The organism is Bradyrhizobium sp. USDA 4486 (assembly GCF_054057995.1).
The window spans coordinates 7437384-7452976 of the sequence record NZ_JBSRZV010000001.1 but is presented as its reverse complement, the minus strand read 5'-3'; the positions used below and the strand labels follow the sequence as shown (position 1 = coordinate 7452976).

At 66.5% G+C, this 15593-nt stretch carries 17 protein-coding genes and 1 pseudogene; 6 read left to right on the top strand and 12 right to left on the bottom strand.

The annotated features are described in order from the left end of the window. Positions 1-185 precede the first annotated feature (185 nt). Positions 186-485 carry a winged helix-turn-helix domain-containing protein gene (locus ACVWY3_RS35205; RefSeq protein WP_456842552.1) on the bottom strand — a complete coding sequence of 100 codons (300 nt, stop codon included), beginning with the start codon at positions 483-485 and terminating at the stop codon, positions 186-188. Positions 486-670: 185 nt separating this feature from the next. Between ACVWY3_RS35205 and xseA the strand changes: the two genes are divergently transcribed. Beyond that, positions 671-2287 carry an exodeoxyribonuclease VII large subunit gene (gene xseA, locus ACVWY3_RS35200; protein WP_456842551.1) on the top strand — a complete coding sequence of 539 codons (1617 nt, stop codon included), beginning with the start codon at positions 671-673 and terminating at the stop codon, positions 2285-2287. 214 nt (positions 2288-2501) lie between these two features. Here the strand turns inward: xseA and ACVWY3_RS35195 are convergent, their stop codons facing one another. Together ACVWY3_RS35195 and ACVWY3_RS35190 are read right to left on the bottom strand one after the other, a co-directional pair. Beyond that, the gene (locus ACVWY3_RS35195) at positions 2502-2651 is read right to left on the bottom strand and encodes a hypothetical protein (protein WP_456842550.1); all 150 of its coding nucleotides are present in this window, start codon (positions 2649-2651) and stop codon (positions 2502-2504) included. Positions 2652-2814: 163 nt separating this feature from the next. Then, positions 2815-3639 carry a dienelactone hydrolase family protein gene (locus ACVWY3_RS35190; protein ID WP_456842549.1) on the bottom strand — a complete coding sequence of 275 codons (825 nt, stop codon included), beginning with the start codon at positions 3637-3639 and terminating at the stop codon, positions 2815-2817. A gap of 176 nt (positions 3640-3815) precedes the next feature. Between ACVWY3_RS35190 and ACVWY3_RS35185 the strand changes: the two genes are divergently transcribed. Next, entirely contained in the window at positions 3816-4040 is a 225-nt protein-coding gene (locus ACVWY3_RS35185; protein ID WP_027563082.1) for a DUF2093 domain-containing protein, read from the top strand. Between the two features lie 130 nt (positions 4041-4170). Here ACVWY3_RS35185 and ACVWY3_RS35180 read toward each other — a convergent pair whose 3' ends face one another. After that, complete coding sequence (locus tag ACVWY3_RS35180; protein WP_456842548.1) at positions 4171-4473, bottom strand: hypothetical protein; 303 nt, start codon at positions 4471-4473, stop codon at positions 4171-4173. A 498-nt stretch (positions 4474-4971) separates the two neighbouring features. Here ACVWY3_RS35180 and ACVWY3_RS35175 point away from each other — a divergent pair, with 498 nt between their 5' ends. After that, the gene (locus ACVWY3_RS35175) at positions 4972-5157 is read left to right on the top strand and encodes a hypothetical protein (RefSeq protein WP_456842547.1); all 186 of its coding nucleotides are present in this window, start codon (positions 4972-4974) and stop codon (positions 5155-5157) included. A 192-nt stretch (positions 5158-5349) separates the two neighbouring features. On the opposite strand, the gene lpxK is transcribed toward ACVWY3_RS35175, so the two are convergent. The 6 genes from lpxK to ACVWY3_RS35145 all read right to left on the bottom strand — a co-directional run bounded on the left by lpxK (position 5350) and on the right by ACVWY3_RS35145 (position 10869). Continuing rightward, positions 5350-6366, bottom strand: coding sequence for a tetraacyldisaccharide 4'-kinase (gene lpxK / locus ACVWY3_RS35170; RefSeq protein ID WP_456842546.1), 1017 nt, complete (start codon positions 6364-6366; stop codon positions 5350-5352). Beyond that, entirely contained in the window at positions 6359-7693 is a 1335-nt protein-coding gene (locus ACVWY3_RS35165) for a 3-deoxy-D-manno-octulosonic acid transferase (protein ID WP_456842545.1), read from the bottom strand. The genes lpxK and ACVWY3_RS35165 overlap by 8 nt, the downstream gene beginning before the upstream one ends. Further along, the gene (locus ACVWY3_RS35160; RefSeq protein WP_456842544.1) at positions 7656-8369 is read right to left on the bottom strand and encodes a lysophospholipid acyltransferase family protein; all 714 of its coding nucleotides are present in this window, start codon (positions 8367-8369) and stop codon (positions 7656-7658) included. Before ACVWY3_RS35160 ends, ACVWY3_RS35165 begins: the two co-directional genes overlap by 38 nt. After that, on the bottom strand, positions 8366-8614 hold the full coding sequence (locus ACVWY3_RS35155; RefSeq protein ID WP_027551945.1) for a DUF4170 domain-containing protein: 249 nt from the start codon (positions 8612-8614) through the stop codon (positions 8366-8368). Before ACVWY3_RS35155 ends, ACVWY3_RS35160 begins: the two co-directional genes overlap by 4 nt. Positions 8615-8675: 61 nt before the next feature. Further along, complete coding sequence (locus ACVWY3_RS35150) at positions 8676-9491, bottom strand: 3'(2'),5'-bisphosphate nucleotidase CysQ (RefSeq protein WP_456842543.1); 816 nt, start codon at positions 9489-9491, stop codon at positions 8676-8678. Beyond that, positions 9478-10869, bottom strand: coding sequence for a TldD/PmbA family protein (locus ACVWY3_RS35145; protein ID WP_456842542.1), 1392 nt, complete (start codon positions 10867-10869; stop codon positions 9478-9480). The genes ACVWY3_RS35150 and ACVWY3_RS35145 overlap by 14 nt, the downstream gene beginning before the upstream one ends. 253 nt (positions 10870-11122) lie before the next feature. Here ACVWY3_RS35145 and ACVWY3_RS35140 point away from each other — a divergent pair, with 253 nt between their 5' ends. Next, on the top strand, positions 11123-11641 hold the full coding sequence (locus tag ACVWY3_RS35140; RefSeq protein WP_456842541.1) for a DUF6101 family protein: 519 nt from the start codon (positions 11123-11125) through the stop codon (positions 11639-11641). A 104-nt stretch (positions 11642-11745) separates the two neighbouring features. Here ACVWY3_RS35140 and ubiA read toward each other — a convergent pair whose 3' ends face one another. Together ubiA and ACVWY3_RS35130 are read right to left on the bottom strand one after the other, a co-directional pair. Continuing rightward, positions 11746-12678 (bottom strand): 4-hydroxybenzoate octaprenyltransferase, encoded by a 933-nt coding sequence (gene ubiA / locus ACVWY3_RS35135; protein ID WP_456842540.1) that lies wholly within the window; start codon positions 12676-12678, stop codon positions 11746-11748. Continuing rightward, positions 12675-13337, bottom strand: coding sequence for a hypothetical protein (locus ACVWY3_RS35130; protein WP_456842539.1), 663 nt, complete (start codon positions 13335-13337; stop codon positions 12675-12677). The genes ubiA and ACVWY3_RS35130 overlap by 4 nt, the downstream gene beginning before the upstream one ends. A gap of 211 nt (positions 13338-13548) precedes the next feature. Between ACVWY3_RS35130 and ACVWY3_RS35125 the strand changes: the two are divergent. Both ACVWY3_RS35125 and ACVWY3_RS35120 read left to right on the top strand, forming a co-directional pair. Then, positions 13549-14308, top strand: a pseudogene (locus ACVWY3_RS35125) (16S rRNA (uracil(1498)-N(3))-methyltransferase). Positions 14309-14439: 131 nt separating this feature from the next. After that, positions 14440-15591, top strand: coding sequence for an ATP phosphoribosyltransferase regulatory subunit (locus tag ACVWY3_RS35120; RefSeq protein ID WP_456842538.1), 1152 nt, complete (start codon positions 14440-14442; stop codon positions 15589-15591). Positions 15592-15593: the final 2 nt, after the last annotated feature.

The window sequence follows — 15593 nt, the reverse complement described above, 5'->3', positions numbered from 1 at the left end:
CTCGTGGGGTGGGTTGAGCCCTTGCGAAACCCACCACTCTTGTTTCCACGAAGCGTCCGTCGAGCTCACTGACCCGAGCGGCATCTGCGGCGGCGGCGTTGGTGGCGAAATGGATTCCGGGCTCGCCGCTTCGCGACGCCCCGGAATGACGATCGAGAGAGGCGCGCCCGGATGACCGAAAAGGCCTAAACCTGCTTCCCCGCAATCATCTCCTGCAATGTCGCCACGTGCCGCGCAAACGCGCCACGCCCCGCCGCCGTGGCAGTCACCGTCGTCTGCGGCTTCTTCCCGACGAACGCCTTCTCCACCGACACGTAGCCCGCCTTCGCCAACGTCTCGATATGGGCACCAAGATTGCCGTCGGTGGCGCCGGTGAGTTTCTTCAGGCGCGCGAACTCCAGTCCGACCCCCGCAGGCAGGGCGTTCAGCGCCGCCATGATCTTCAGTCGCAGCGGCTGGTGGATGATGTCGTCGAACTTGGCCATGGCGCTAGCTCCGCCGCATCCAGAGGCCGCTGCGCTTGCAGCAAGGTGCCACGAGCAATGCCGTTGAGTTACCCAGATAACTCTGTATTACAGAGTACTCTCTTCAAATCAACTTAGGGATTGGCACTGCGGGGCGAAAATCCTTAACGTCGGGTCTGACCCCAAAATGCCGAATCGATTGCTAGATGCCGCCTGCGGAACAACTTCACAACGCGCCCGAATTCACTGTCTCCGAGCTCTCGCAGTCCCTGAAGCGGACGGTGGAGGACACCTACGGCCATGTCCGGGTCCGCGGTGAGATCTCCGGGTTCCGCGGCGCGCACTCCTCCGGGCACTGCTATTTCGCGCTCAAGGACGAGAGCGCCAAGATCGAGGCGGTGATCTGGAAGGGCGTGCACAGCCGCATGCGCTTCAAGCCCCAAGAGGGGCTCGAGGTCATCGCCACAGGCAAGCTCACGACCTATCCGGGCTCCTCGAAGTACCAGATCGTGATCGAGGCGCTGGAGCCGGCCGGCATCGGCGCGCTGATGGCGCTGATGGAGGAGCGCAAGAAGAAGCTCGCCGCCGAGGGCCTGTTCGACGAATCGCGCAAACAGCTCTTGCCCTGGCTGCCCGAGGTGATCGGCGTCGTGACCTCGCCGACCGGCGCCGTCATCCGCGACATCCTGCATCGGCTCGAAGACCGCTTCCCCCGCCGCGTGCTGGTGTGGCCGGTCAAGGTGCAGGGCGAAGGCTCGGCCGAGCAGGTCGCGGCCGCGATCCGCGGCTTCAACGCGATTGCCCCGGGCGGCAGGATTCCGCGGCCCGACGTGCTGATCGTCGCGCGCGGCGGCGGCTCGCTGGAGGATCTCTGGTCGTTCAACGAGGAGATCGTGGTGCGCGCGGCGGCCGAGAGCATGATCCCGCTGATCTCGGCCGTGGGCCACGAGACCGACATCACGCTGATCGATTTCGTCGCCGACAAGCGCGCGCCGACGCCGACGGCGGCGGCCGAGATGGCCGTGCCGGTGCGCAGCGAATTGTTCGTCGAGGTCGCCGATCTCGCACGCCGCACCCGCGCCTATTGGCAGCGCGCCCAGGAGAGCCGCCGCAGCGAATTGCGCGCCGCCGCGCGCGCGCTGCCGGCGGCAGGCGATCTGCTGGCAATCCCGCGGCAGCGGCTGGATTCGGCGGGCGCGTCCCTGCCCCGCTGCCTCAAGGCCAACACGCATGCGCATTTCCGCAGATTCACCGCAGCCAGCGCAAAACTGACGCTGCGGGTGCTGCACGGCCAGATCTCGCAGGCCGATCACCGCCTCACCGTATGCGGCGAGCGGCTTGGCCTGTCCGCACGCTCGCTGCTGCGGCAGCGGCGCGACCGCTTTGCCGGGCTGGAGGTGCGCCTGCGCGCCTCAAAGCTGTCGAATGCGCAGGCGCAGCGCAACGCCATTGCGCGCCAGCGCGAGCGCACGCATCGGCTGGCCGAGCGCGCACAGCGCGCGCTGGCAACGCTGCTGCACCGGCTCGATACCCGCGTCGAGAACAGCGGCAAGCTGCTTTCGGCGCTGTCCTATCGCAGCGTGCTCGCGCGCGGCTTTGCCTTGGTGCGCGATGAAGCGGGACATCCCGTGCATGCGGCGGACTCGATCGGTCCCGGCGCTCGTGTCGAGATCGAATTCGCCGACGGCCGTCTCAGTGCGACCACGGATGCGGATCGCGCTGTGCCGGCGGCAAAGCGCGCGCCGCAGCCGAAGCCGGCTACGGACACAAAGCCCGCGCCGAAGCGCGTCGGCAAGCCGGTGGATCAGGGCAGCTTGTTCTGAGAAGTGAAGGTGCTGGCACGCCCTCGCTGTCATTCTCCGCCCCCGGGTCTCGCCTTCGGCGAGCCCGATGACAGGCTCTCAGCGGGAAATCCAGTACGCCGAGGCTTCTCGGTGAATCACAGGGGTCTCGGAGTACTGGATCGCCCGCCTGCGCGGGCGATGACCCTGTGTGTGAGGCGCGAGCGTGCCAAGCGAGCTGCGCGCACCGTCTCGCCTACCGGCAGGACAATCCCGCGTCGATCGTGGTCCAGAAGCCGCAATGTTCCGGCGCGTGCATGGGTGCGCCGGCGTGGGCTTCGAACAGGAAGACGGCGACGGTGAAGACGATCAGGGCGGAGGCGAAGAGCGTGATGCGGTTGCGCATGAGGATTGCGTTTAATCGACATCGTGGTCGAAAGATGGCGCCGTCGCGCATTGAAACCGGCACTGCACGCGATCCGTAGATTCCCGGTCGGCCATCAGGCTCCGTGCAGGGCGGTGGTCGATGCGGGACTGTCCGCCTCACCTTGTTCCTCGGGCGGCCCCGCTTAGCGCGCCAGCCACTCCGCGACTTCCTTCTGCGACTCCGCGCGCGCTATCGCATCCGTGCCGAGATGGCCGTGCTCGGGTGCGGCGGCGTCGCCGCTCGCAGCGGCTGCGTGCAGCGGCGTGTTGGCGCGGTCGAAATCGTGGTAGGCGCCGGGATAGACCACGATGCGCGCGAGCGCGCTGCGGCCGTGCGCGCCATCCACCATCTGGCGGCAGGCCGGCGGCGAGGAAACATCGTCATTGCCGCCGATCAGCACCAGGGTCGGCACCCGCGTGCTCCAGCCCAAGCCGGCGGAAATCCGGCAATCGGGATAGAACGCGATGGCGGCGCGGAAGTCCGGGCTCGCGTCGCGCGCCCCGCCCTGCGGCCGCACCGCCCAGAGCAGCGCGCTGGCGCCGTTGGCCCAACCGATCAGGCTGACGCGGCTGCGCGCCACCCAGGTCTGCTTCATCAGCCAGGCGCGTGAGGCCGCGATGTCGGCTACGCGCTCGCGCCGCGCCTTGACGTGCATGTCCTTGACGCGGCATTGCGGACCGAGCTCGCGCGAGCCGTAGCTGTCGGGCAGCAGCACGGCATTGCCCGCCTTGAGCAGGCGCTCGGCCCAGTCACGATAGCGCGGCAGCACCGGTTCGGAATGGTTGCCGAGGCCGCCGCAGCCATGCAGCGCGATCACGGTCGGAAACGGCCCCTCGCCTTCGGGCTTGTAGAGCTGCGCATGCAGCACGCCCGAGGACAGCGGAATATCGACCTGCTGCGGCGCCGGCGACGCATGCGCGGCCGGCATCAGCAGCATCAGGAACAGGGCGGTCAGTCGAAGGCGCATCGGCGTCTGCGTCCAAATGCTTCGGCCCAGCACTATCACGCGGAAACGGCGGCAAAACATCACAAACCGGTGGGTTTAACGGGCGGACAGGCCGCCCTATCTATGCTACATCCCGTCCAACACACGTGCCCTCCCGGGTTTTCTACGGAGCGGCCCTTCCACGGAGACTTTCGACCGTGCTGAACAAGTTCGGCCCCTCGGGCCATGGCGAAGCGCAGGTGCAGTATCTCGACGGCGATTTCCGCGTGATCTCGCCGGGGACCTTCGTGCGCTGTGCCATCACCGACACGCGCATCCCGCTCGACGAGCTGAAATACTGGAGCGTCGATTTGCAGGAAGCCTACGCCACGCCCGCGGCGGTGCTGCAGCGGCACTTTCCGGGCGCGCTGAAGCAGCCGTGATCCTTCGGCTCTCGTAGGGTGGGCAAAGGCGCAACGCGCCGTGCCTACCATCACTCCGCGATGGCAACGAACATGGTGGGCACGCGTTGCTTTGCCCACCCTACGAGATCGAGATCGTGGCATCGTTCGGTTATTGCTGCTCGGGACCATCCCCGCCCACGCAAGTCTTGATCGCACTCTTGCGCGCTTCGCCGACGATCTTCTGATCGATCGCCTGCTTCAGGCAATCGAGCCGCGCCTGCGCCATGCAGAGCTGCATCTGGTCGCGCTTGTCCTGCCCCTTCAGATTTTGCGTGGTGGCAAGACAGGTCACGCGCTTGGTCGCGGGAACCGGCACCGTGGCGGTCGGACTTGGCGCCGGCGCTTGCGCCAACACCGGCGCAATGATCAGACACACAAGGCTGGCGGCGAAGGCTGCGGAGGGCAATCTCATCGAATTCTCCTGATCGTCCGACATCGATAGGCGCCTTGCGATGAATGTCGCCTGAATGGCAGGCTGCTGCGGGATGACCGGGCGATGCAGCGAGGCTGGCGATGAAAGTACCAGCATCCCGACAGCGTTCGCGCGGGCCCCTGCCAGTCTCACAGCCGAAAATGATCTTCGTCGCACCGGTCTCGTTGCATCGAGCAGCGCGTGCACTCAATGGTGAGTCATTTCGCGCTGTGGTTGGATTCTTTGTTGCAATTCGGCGCGCTTAAGTTGTTTGACGAAGTCTTGGTGAAACACAGTGCTGCTATCATGCGTGTTAGGTAATTGGCCCTGCTGTTTTTATCGCGCAGACAATCAAGTCAACCAAAAGCCGTTGAGCATTGGAATTGGCTCAGTCTGTGAACGGGCTCATAACGAAGAGCCAATCTGACGGGCTACGATCACCTCGAAAATTTGCAGGTGGAACATCAGTCAATCGAATATGGACCGATGAGGGTGATCATGCCCACCATATTGGACCTGCTCTATCGTGAATATTGCCGCGCCCGTCTCGCTGAAATGCGCAAACAGCTTCTGATCGCAACAGAACGCTTCGAGGCTCTCGATGCTGATTGTCATCCGGCGGATCAGGGTGACGAGAATGAGATGACGGCGCACCACAGGACCGGCCGCAACGGGCCGCATTGAAGCGGCTCGAAGACCGGCGATCTCTCCCGCGTAGCAATGGCCAAGCAATTGGCTGCAGTTTGGGAGGAAGCGATGAATACACCTGAATGCTATACCTTCATGGTGGCCTGCGCCTCGTGCCTGACCATTATCGGAATGATCGCCGTAGGGGCGTGGTAAGCACGACCGAGTGCTGAGCCGCGATCCGCGGAATCATCGCCTGGAAAACAGCCGCTCGCGCGCCTTGTAGAGGTGATCGCTGATCAGCTGCCGCAGCCTTGCCGGATCATCGAAGGCGAGCTGCACGGCGAACGGCACGATGCCGCCTGGCACATCGTCGCGGCCGCGCAGGCGCGCGAGATCCTTTTCCGTCGTCACCAGCGTGAGCTGCTCGCGCCGGGCGTCCGCCGCAAGCAGGACGAGCTCGTCATGTGAGAACCTGTGGTGATCGGCAAAGGGGCGCGTGCGCGCGACATCGATGCCGCAGGCGCGCAGGCTGCGGAAGAAGCGCTCGGGATCGCCGATGCCGGCGAAGGCGAGAACGGACTTGCCGGACAGCTGCGCGACCGAGGCCGCATCCGGCGTCAGGCGCGCGCGCAGCCTGGGCTTGCCGCGCCTGTCGAGCTCGGCGGCGACATCGTCCGCGGCATGGCCATCGCCGATCAGCACCAGCGCATCGGTGCGCGCGAGCTGCGCCTTGAGCGGCGCACGCAGGGGGCCGGCCGGGAACACCTTGCCGTTGCCGAGGCCGCGCTCGCTGTCGATCACGATCAGCGAGACATCCTTCATCAGCTGTGGGTTCTGGAAGCCGTCATCCATCAGGATCACGGTGGCGCCTTGCGACTTCGCCAGCGCGACACCGTCGACGCGGTCGCGCGCGACCGCGACGGGAACGTCGCGCACCATCATCAGCGGCTCGTCGCCGACCTCAGTGGCGGTGTGGCGCGCGCGATCGACCATCACGGGACCGTGGAGCCGTCCACCATAGCCGCGGCTGAGCACCACCGGCGTTTCGCCGAGCTCGCGCAGCAGCTTCGTCAGCGCCAGAACGGTCGGCGTCTTGCCGGCGCCGCCGACATGATAATTGCCGACGCAGATCACGGGAATGCCGGCGTCAAAGCCCTTGCGCGCCATCCGGCGTGCGGTGATGGCGCCGTAGAGCGCGCCCAACGGGCTGAGGAGATGCAACTTCGGGGAACGTGGCCGGTACCAGAAGGCCGGCTCACGCATTGGCGGCCCCCATCTCGATCCGCAGCTGCAACAGATAGGGCTCGAGCGCGCTCATGGTGCGGTCGAGCGCGCCGCCGAGCTGATCCACCACGCCGCTGCCGGCGCGCTGCATCTTGTCGCGCACGGTGGGGTCGGCCAGGAGCTGGCCGAGCTGCTTGACCAGCGCTTCCTGCGTGTCGGCCTGACGCGCGCCGCCGCTCGCATCGAGCGCCTCGAAGACGTCGGCGAAGTTGAAGACGTGCGGGCCATGGACGATGGCGGCCCCCAGCTTGATCGCCTCGATCGGATTCTGCCCGCCATGGCGGATCAGCGATCCGCCCATGAAGACGATCGGCGAGAGACGATAGAACAGGCCGAGCTCGCCCATGGTGTCGGCGACATAGACGTCGGTCGCGGCGGTCGGCAGCTCCTCGCGCGAGCGCAAGGCGGGCTTCAGACCGGATGCCGTGATCAGCCCCGCGATCGATGGGCCGCGATCGGGATGGCGCGGCACGATCACGGTGAGGAGCTGCGGAAAGAAACCGGCGAGGCTGCGATGGGCCGCGACCAGCATCTCGTCCTCGCCCGGATGGGTCGAGGCCGCAACGATGATCGGACGCCCGCGCGTCATCGCCATCAGCCGCTCCAGCCTCGCCGGATCGGCCGGCGGCGCGGCAACGTCGAGCTTGAGATTGCCTGTGGTGACGACGTTGCGGCCGCCGAGCGCGGAGAAGCGCTCGGCATCGGTCTTGGACTGCGCCAGACAAATGTCGAAACGCGACAGCAGCGCCGAGATGGTGCCGTGCATCCGCCGCCAGCGCGGGAAGGAGCGCGGCGACATCCGCCCGTTGATCAGCACCATCGGCACCCGGCGGGCCGCGCCGGCCAGGATCAGGTTCGGCCACAGGTCGGATTCGATGAACAGCGCCAGCGACGGCTTCCAGTGGTCGAGGAAGCGCGCGACGTAGCGCGGCGAATCATAGGGCACGTATTGATGGATGACGTCGGGCGGAAAGCGCTTTGCGACCACGGCCGCAGAGGTCACGGTGCCCGAGGTGAGCAGGATGCGCAGGTTGAGGTCGCGCAAGCGCTCGATCAGCGCAGCCGCGGCCAGGACCTCGCCGACGCTGGCGCCGTGGATCCAGACCAGCGGACCGTGCGGTCGGACGTCCCGGGACAGGCCCCGCCGCTCGCCGACGCGCGCAGGATCCTCCTTGCCCTGCTTCAGCCGCCGCTTGATCAGCGCAGGCGCCAGCGGCACCAGGCCGCTCGCCAGGCGCTGATACATCCGCAGCGTCATCGGAATCGAACTAGCCATCTGCGGGTCCCGGACGGCCGAGCTGCGCATAGGCGCGGCGGGTCGCCTCGTTCAACGTCTCTTCCAGCTCGAGCCGCAGGGTTTCCATCATGGCCGCGTCGGCGTCCGGCGGAACGTGGATTTCCTTGATGCCGACCAATGCGCCGCGGCCGAATGGCAAATTGATGGTGGTGCGGTCCCAGTTCTTGAGCCGGATGAATCGGCTGGTCGCCATCGCGAAAGGCATGATCGGCCGCCCCGATTCCCGTGCCAGCATGATGATGCCGAGCCCGGCCACGCGCGCGCGCTTGGGGACATCGGCGGTCAGCGCGACATTACAACCGTCCTCGAGCGTCCGCACCATTTCCTTGAACGCGCCGACCCCACCCTTGCGGTGGAAGGCGCCGCCATGGTCGCCGGAACCGCGGATCGTGCCGATGCCGAGCCGCTCGGCGGCGATCGCGTTGTACTCGCCGTCGCGGTGCCGCGAGATCAGGACCCTCGCCTTGTAGGAGTCCTTGTTCTTGATGAACGGGGTGAGGAAGTGCTGGCCGTGCCAGAACGCGAAGATCGCCGGGATCTGCGGCTCGACGATCTCATAGACGTCGGGCGGATCGAACGTGAATGTGTTGGTCCGCCAGACAAAGCGCAGATATTCGGCCGCCAGGACCCCGACGGCACGCTGAAACCAGCTGCTTCGCAGCGTATTGCGAAGCAGTTTCTTCAACGCGCCGGCTTCGATTCTTGATTCGGGTCGAGCAGCCGGTGGAGGTGGACGATGAAATAGCGCATCTGGGCGTTGTCGACCGTGCTCTGCGCCTTGGCCCGCCAGGCAGCGTGTGCGGTCGCGTAGTTCGGATAGAGGCCGACGATCTCGACGTCGTCCAGGTTCTTGAACGTGTTGTGCTCGAGATCGACGAGCTCGCCGCCGATGACGAGATGCAGCAATTGTTGCGGGGCACTATCTGACATGGGTTCTGTTCCTAACGGGCTGCCCGGCAAAGCAGTGTTCGACAAGCACGACGAAAGCGCTTTAGGCTATGGGGCGGTTTCGAAAATGCGAGACAATGCTCGCATGACGATCGCGACCCGCTGCCACCAGCACCCCGTGCGCCACTTCCCGGCGGTTATAGAGGATGGGATCTCCGGAGAGATCGCTCATCCTACCATCCGCTTCCTGCACGATCAAATCGGCCGCCGCAAGGTCCCAATCATGGCTGTTGCCACCCGCAAAAGCCGCATCCAGCGCGCCATGGGCGACCCGGCACAGGCGCAGCGCGAGCGAGCCGATTCGCGGATGCAGCTTGATGTCGCCGAGCGACGGCTTCAGCCGCTCGACCAGGGGCTTCGGCCCGGCGACGCGGGCGAAATCGAGTGCGGAGCCGCCGGCCGCCTGCACGGCCTCGCCGTTGAGCGTGGTGCCCTGGCCGCGCGCCGCGAAGAAGAACTCGTCGCTGGCCGGCGCGTACACCGCGGCCAGCACCGGCGCGGCATCCTCGACCAGCGCGACGCTGACGCACCATTCGTCATGGCCGTTGAGATAGTTGCGCGTGCCGTCGATGGGATCGACCACCCAGGTCAGGCGCCGCGACAGCCGCGTCGAATCGTCGGCGCTCTCCTCGGACAGCCAGCCATAGGCTGGAGTCGCCGAGCGCAGGCGCGCCTCGAGCAAATCGTTGACGGCGATGTCGGCCTCCGACACCGGCGAGGACGCGCCCTTGATCCACTTCCTCAGCTCGGTGCGGAACATCGAGTGCGCGAGGCTGCCCGCCTCCCGCACCGTGTCTTTCAGCAGCGCCGCATCACGCGTCAGGATGGTTTCGAGGGAATGCGCGTCAACGTCCGCCAAGCGTCAAACCCTCGATGCGCACCGTCGGCGCATTGATGCCGTAGCGGAACTCCAGATTGTTGGCCGGCTGCATCGACTTGAAGATCTCGAACAGGTGGCCCGCGATCGTCACCTCGCTGACGGGATAGGTGATCTCGCCGTTCTCGATCCAGAACCCGGAGGCGCCGCGGCTGTAATCGCCGGTGACGCCATTGACGCCCGAGCCGATCAGGTCTGTGACGTAGAACCCCTGTTTGATGTCGGCGATCAGCTCGGCCGGGCTCGGCGTGCCGGCTTCGAGATGCAGATTGTAGGGTCCCGGCGAGGGCGAGGAGGAGACGCCGCGATGGGCATGGCCGGTGGTGACGAGGCCGAGCTCGCGCGCGGTGGCGCAGTCGAGCAGCCAGGTCGTCAGCACGCCCTCGTCGACCAGCGCGGTCCGCTTCACGGCAACGCCTTCGGCATCGAAGGTCTGCGAGCGCAGGCCGCGTTTGCGCAGGGGATCGTCGATGATGCGGATGTTCTTGGCGAACAGCTGCTGGCCGAGCTTGTCCTTGAGGAAGCTGGTCTTGCGCGCGATCGAGGCGCCGTTGATGGCGCCGACGAGATGGCCGACCAGCGAGCCCGCGACGCGCGGATCGAACACGACCGGCACCTTGCAGGTCTCGACCTTGCGCGGATTGAAGCGCGCCACCGTGCGCTCGCCGGCGGAACGGCCGACGACCTCCGGCGACAACAGATCGGACGCATGCGGCGCCGAGGTGAAGTCGTAGTCGCGCTCCATGCTGGTGCCTTCGCCTGATATCGCGGTGGCCGAAATGCCCTGGCTGGAGCGCAAATAAGAGCCGTGGAAGCCGGTCGAGGTGACGAGCACCATGCCGCCCATGCCGGCGGACGCCGATGCACCGCCGGATTTGGTCACGCCCTTCACGGCGAGCGCGGCGGCTTCAGCCGCGAGTGCGCGGCGCTCGAGCTCCGATGTCGCGGGCACGTTGGGATCGAGCAGATCGAGCTCGGGGAAGTCGCGCGCGAGCAGCGCGGGATCGGCAAGACCGACATATTTGTCTGATGGCGCGACCTTCGCCATCGCCACCGCGCGCTCGGCAAGCTTGGTCACCGCATCGCCGCTGACGTCGTTGGTCGAGACCACCGCCTGGCGCTGGCCGACCAGGACGCGCAGGCCGACATCGTCGCCCTCGGACCGCTCGGATTCCTCGACGCGGCCGTCGCGCACCTCGACGCCCTGCGAGACGCCGCGCACCGCGACCGCATCGGCCGCATCCGCCCCGGCGCGCTTCGCCGCCTCCACCAGCCGCTGTGCGAGATCGGACAGCGCGGACTGATCGAACAGATCGCGATTGGCTTTCGGCGAAAGCGTCGAGCTTGGTGAAGGGTTCACAAACGAAATCCTGTTGGGGGCGCGGGAGGTTTCGGGGCGGCAAGGGCCCCGAGCACCAGATGTGCCCAAATGGTGCGGACTTCAAGCATTTTCAGCCCGCAAAAGGCTCAGATTCGCGGCTCTCGGGCAACGTCTTGTCAATCATGCGCGGCGGTGAGGTTGGATTAACCAGCCTTTTTAAGCGGTTTCGGAAACGGCCGCGCTAAAGTCCCCGCATCGACCGGGAACATAATCCCGGCGGGGAGAATGAGCCGTGAGGCGTCAAACAGCAACATGCGGGGTCGCTCCCGCCGGGTCGAGCCGCTCCCTGCGGCTCGACCCTCTTTCCCTTCCGGTCCGCTTCGATGCGCACGATCCGCGCGCCGACGGATACATCCGGCAGATCGAGCTTCATCGCGAACGCGTCGTGCTGCGCCGTGCCGTCCACGGCATGCAGATGGCGATCAACGTGCGCGTCAGCGACTTCGTCGGCATTGCGCTGCGCGGCAATGACGAAGCGCAGGCGCTCGTCCTCGTGCATCGCGATCCCTCGCTTTCCGTTCCGCTGCTGGTCGGCGCCGATGGCGAAGAACTCAGCGAAGCCTGGGCCGTCTGGAGCGAGCTCTTCGCGCTGCCGCAGCTCGACGAAGGTGCGCGCAAGCCCGCAGCCCGCCGTCGCCGCGCCAACGCGATCCGCGCCCGCCGCCCGAAATTCTTGATGCGTCGCCGCGCCGGTATCGCGCGCGAGCTGCCGGTTCATCACGGCGAACGCGAGATCATCGCGCGGAACTGAGGTGCCGTAGGGTGGGCAAAGCGAAACGTGCCCACGTCTTCTATCCTTGAGAGATCGTGGGCACGGCGCAAGTGCGCCTTTGCCCACCCTACGAGAGCTGCGAATTAAGCCGCCCGCATCACCGCATCCAGCAGCAGTCCCGCAAACAGCAGCAGACCCGCATCGCGGTTCGACTTGAACAGGCGCAGGCACAGCGCCGGATCGTGGATATTCAGCCGCACGATCTGCGAGGCGAGGTGCGCGGCGAAGGCCATAAGGCCGAACCAGGCCGGCCAGCGCACATCGCCTGAAGCCAGCGCGACACCGATCAGCATCACCGCGAGACCGTAGAACAGGATCAAGGCCTGGTGCGTGTGCGCACCGAACAGGCGCGCGGTGGATTTGACGCCGATCAGCGCGTCGTCCTCGGCATCTTGATGCGCATAGATCGTGTCATAACCGATGACCCAGGCGATCGACCCGGCATAGAGCACCAGCGCGGTGACGTCGATGCGTCCGAAGGTGACTGCGAAGCCCATCAGCGCGCCCCAGGAGAACGCGAGCCCGAGGAAGACCTGCGGCCACCAGGTGACGCGCTTCATGAAGGGATAGACGGCGACGACCACGAGCGAGGCGATGCCGGTCACGACGGCGAAGCGGTTGAACTGGAGCAGCACGAGGAGGCCGACCAGCGCTAGCGCCACCAAAAAGGCCAGCGCCTGCTTCACCGTAATTTGGCCCGCGGGCAGCGGCCGCGAGCGGGTGCGCTCGACCCGGGCGTCGAGGTCGCGGTCGGTGATGTCGTTCCAGGCGCAGCCTGCCCCACGCATCGCAAAGGCGCCGACGAAGAACAGCACGATGGTGAGCGGCAGGCGGCGGACATCGTGCGCCATGCCGCTCGCGAGCGCCGCCGACCACCAGCACGGCATCAACAAGAGCCAGGAGCCGATCGGACGATCGAAGCGGGACAGGCGCAAATAAGGTCGCGCCCAATGCGGCGCGAGCGTATCGACCCAGTTGCCGGTGGAATCGGCAACGCGGGCGGATGTGTCGCTCATCGGGTGAGGACGTTGCCGTTGAGCGTGTCGAAGGTGCTGCCGCCTTTCTTGCCGGCATTGGCTTCAGGCGCCGAGCCCGACCCCAACACCTCGCTCAGCGACGGGCCGGCCGGCCGCGCCTGTTGTTGCTGCATCTGCTGTGCAACGTTGCAGACCTTCGTCGCCATGGCCTCGGTGTTCTTGTGGCCATCCTTCATCTGCGCGCCGACCTGCGGCGGGATTCCGCACTTCGCAGCGTTGGCCTCGATGTACTTGATCATCTTCGTTTCAGCCTGGCTGAAATTGCGGATCAGCTTGCAGGCCTCGTCCGGCGGGGCGTGACGGTCGCTCGCGGCCTTGATCAGCTTGCCGCGCTTCTCGGCCTCCTCGCGCAGAGGCATGAACGCCTTCATGCAGTCCTCACCGGGACCAGCCTGCGTCGGCGGAGCGGCGCTGAAGGCGCCGGCGCCGCCGATGGGCGCAGCGCCATTCACGGGAAACGAGGATTGCGGTGCCGCGCCGACAGAGGCGGTCGGCGCCGAGCCGTTCACGGGCGGAAAGGCCGAGCTGCTCGCAGCCTGGTTCGGCAGCGGCGCCGGGAAGGCGCTTTGCGCGCAGGCGCCCGCGGCGCCCAGGCTGACCATGGCGGCAGTGATCGGAACCATCAAATGACGGATCATGAAGAGAGTTTCTCCGGCAGGAGCTTACGGGGTTCGGCGTCTTCCCAATTGAAGCGCAACCAGCATGTTCGCGTTTTTACGATTCCCGCCGACCCTTAACAACCCGTCGAATAGGGCAAGAGCGCGGCGTCGGGACGCACCAATTTGGCGATATTTACCCCCGAAAGCGCTGCTTTGAGTTAAGAACGCCGGCAAATCGGACCTTCGAACCATGCCCTCCCACGATTTCCGCGCGCCCCGCCTGTACGTCGACGCTCCCCTGGCCCAGGACGCCAGGGTCGCGCTGGACCGCGACCAGAGCAATTATCTCGGCAACGTGCTGCGGCTGGCCGCGGGGGCGGAGGTTTTGGCCTTCAATGGCCGCGACGGCGAGTGGCAGGCCGCCATCGAAGGCCGCAAGCGGCCGGATGGACTGGTGATCCTGCAGCAGATCCGGCCCCAGGACCGGCTGGCCGACCTCGCTTACGTCTTTGCCCCGCTCAAGCATGCCCGGCTCGACTACATGGTCCAGAAGGCCATTGAGATGGGGGGCCGCCACGCTGCAACCGGTGCTGACCCGGTTCACCCAGGCCTCCCGGGTCAACACCGAGCGGATGCGCGCCAATGTCGTCGAGGCGGCCGAGCAATGCGGCATCCTGAGCATCGCCACCGTTGCCGAGCCGGTGCCGCTGGAACGCTTCCTCAGCCAGCGCGGCGCCAGCCGGCTGCTGATCTTCTGCGACGAGGCCGCGGAGGTCGAAAACCCCGTTCAGAGCCTGCAAAATGCACGGGAGGCCGCCGGCCACGGCATCGACGTGCTGATCGGCCCCGAAGGCGGCTTTGCCGAGGAAGAGCGGGCCTTGCTGCAGCGGCAACCCAAGATCCTGCGGCTCGCCCTCGGGCCACGGATCATGCGGGCGGACACAGCCGCCGTGGCGGCGCTGGCGCTGGTGCAGGCGGTGCTGGGCGATTGGGCCCGCCGGTCCGTGTGATTCCGCGGATTGGCCAGCCGTTAAGCGATTGATCCATTGGAGGTCGAAACCGCTTTCGGGCCATGCTAAGGGCTGCGCCAATTCGCCTCCCCCTTTTCTGCCCGGTTCCGCCGGGACGATGGACCCCTGTGATGACCGCGACTGCCACCACAAATGCTGCCGGCTCCGCCGCCTGGGCGGATACGCTGCTGTTGTCGTTCGCGCAGGCCGGATACATCCGGGCCGAGCCCGCGATTCTGCAACCGGCTGAGCCGTTCCTGGACCTCTCCGGCGAGGACATCCGCAAGAGCCTGTACCTGACCACGGACCTCTCCGGCGAGGAGCTCTGCCTGCGCCCGGACCTCACCATCCCGGTCGCCCGCGACTATCTCGCATCTAGCCGCGCCGGCCAGCCGGCCGGGTACAGCTATCTCGGTCCGGTGTTCCGCTACCGCAGCGGCCAGGCCAGCGAATTCCTTCAGGCCGGCATCGAATCGTTCGGCCGCCAGGACCGCGCCGCCGCCGATGCCGAGATGCTGGCGCTGGCGCTGGAAGCGACGAGCGCGTTTGGCGTCCGCGATGTCGAGATCCGCACCGGCGACGTCGCGCTGTTCAATGCGCTGCTCGACGCACTGAATCTTTTTCCGGTCTGGCGCCGCCGCCTGGTCAAGGATTTCAACCGCAAGATCAGCCTGGAGAAGGATCTGGAGAAGCTGGCGGCCGCGGCCGCCGCGACCCGCAGTGAATATGAGGGCGTGCTCGCCGCGCTGGCCGGCTCCGACCGCAAGGCGGCACTCGCCTTCGTCACCGATCTGATGTCGATCGCCGGCACCACCAATGTCGGCGGCCGCACCACGGCGGAGATCGCTGATCGCTTCCTGGAGCAATCGACGCTGAAGGGCGGCGCGCTACCGCGCGAGGCGATCGCCGTGCTCAAGCGCTTCCTGTCGATATCCGGCAATCCGGACGATGCCATCGCCGAGCTGCGCGCGCTCACGCTTGACGCGAAGCTCGATCTGTCTGCCGCAATCGACCAGTTCGAGAGTCGGGTCGGCTTCATGGCAGCGCGCGGCATCGACGTGAAGCAGACGCGCTTCTCGACCGCGTTCGGTCGCGGTCTCGACTATTACACCGGCTTCGAATTCGAGCTGCATCACCGCGGCAACGGCGCCGAGCCGCTGGTCGCCGGCGGCCGCTATGACGGGCTGATGACCCAGCTTGGATCGGCCGAGCCGATCCCCGCTGTCGGGTTCTCGGTCTGGATCGAGGCGCTGAGCCGGATCGGCCGCAAGGTGGGAGCTTAAGT

Coding starts and splice junctions, on each gene's coding strand:
- ACVWY3_RS35120 (WP_456842538.1), top strand. CDS start 14,440: ATGACCGCGACTGCCACCACAAATGCTGCCGGCTCCGCCGCCTGGGCG.
- ACVWY3_RS35205 (WP_456842552.1), bottom strand. CDS start 485: ATGGCCAAGTTCGACGACATCATCCACCAGCCGCTGCGACTGAAGATC.
- ACVWY3_RS35195 (WP_456842550.1), bottom strand. CDS start 2,651: ATGCGCAACCGCATCACGCTCTTCGCCTCCGCCCTGATCGTCTTCACC.
- ACVWY3_RS35175 (WP_456842547.1), top strand. CDS start 4,972: ATGCCCACCATATTGGACCTGCTCTATCGTGAATATTGCCGCGCCCGT.
- ubiA (WP_456842540.1), bottom strand. CDS start 12,678: ATGAGCGACACATCCGCCCGCGTTGCCGATTCCACCGGCAACTGGGTC.
- ACVWY3_RS35190 (WP_456842549.1), bottom strand. CDS start 3,639: ATGCGCCTTCGACTGACCGCCCTGTTCCTGATGCTGCTGATGCCGGCC.
- ACVWY3_RS35165 (WP_456842545.1), bottom strand. CDS start 7,693: ATGCGCAGCTCGGCCGTCCGGGACCCGCAGATGGCTAGTTCGATTCCG.
- ACVWY3_RS35180 (WP_456842548.1), bottom strand. CDS start 4,473: ATGAGATTGCCCTCCGCAGCCTTCGCCGCCAGCCTTGTGTGTCTGATC.
- xseA (WP_456842551.1), top strand. CDS start 671: ATGCCGCCTGCGGAACAACTTCACAACGCGCCCGAATTCACTGTCTCC.
- ACVWY3_RS35155 (WP_027551945.1), bottom strand. CDS start 8,614: ATGTCAGATAGTGCCCCGCAACAATTGCTGCATCTCGTCATCGGCGGC.
- lpxK (WP_456842546.1), bottom strand. CDS start 6,366: ATGCGTGAGCCGGCCTTCTGGTACCGGCCACGTTCCCCGAAGTTGCAT.
- ACVWY3_RS35130 (WP_456842539.1), bottom strand. CDS start 13,337: ATGATCCGTCATTTGATGGTTCCGATCACTGCCGCCATGGTCAGCCTG.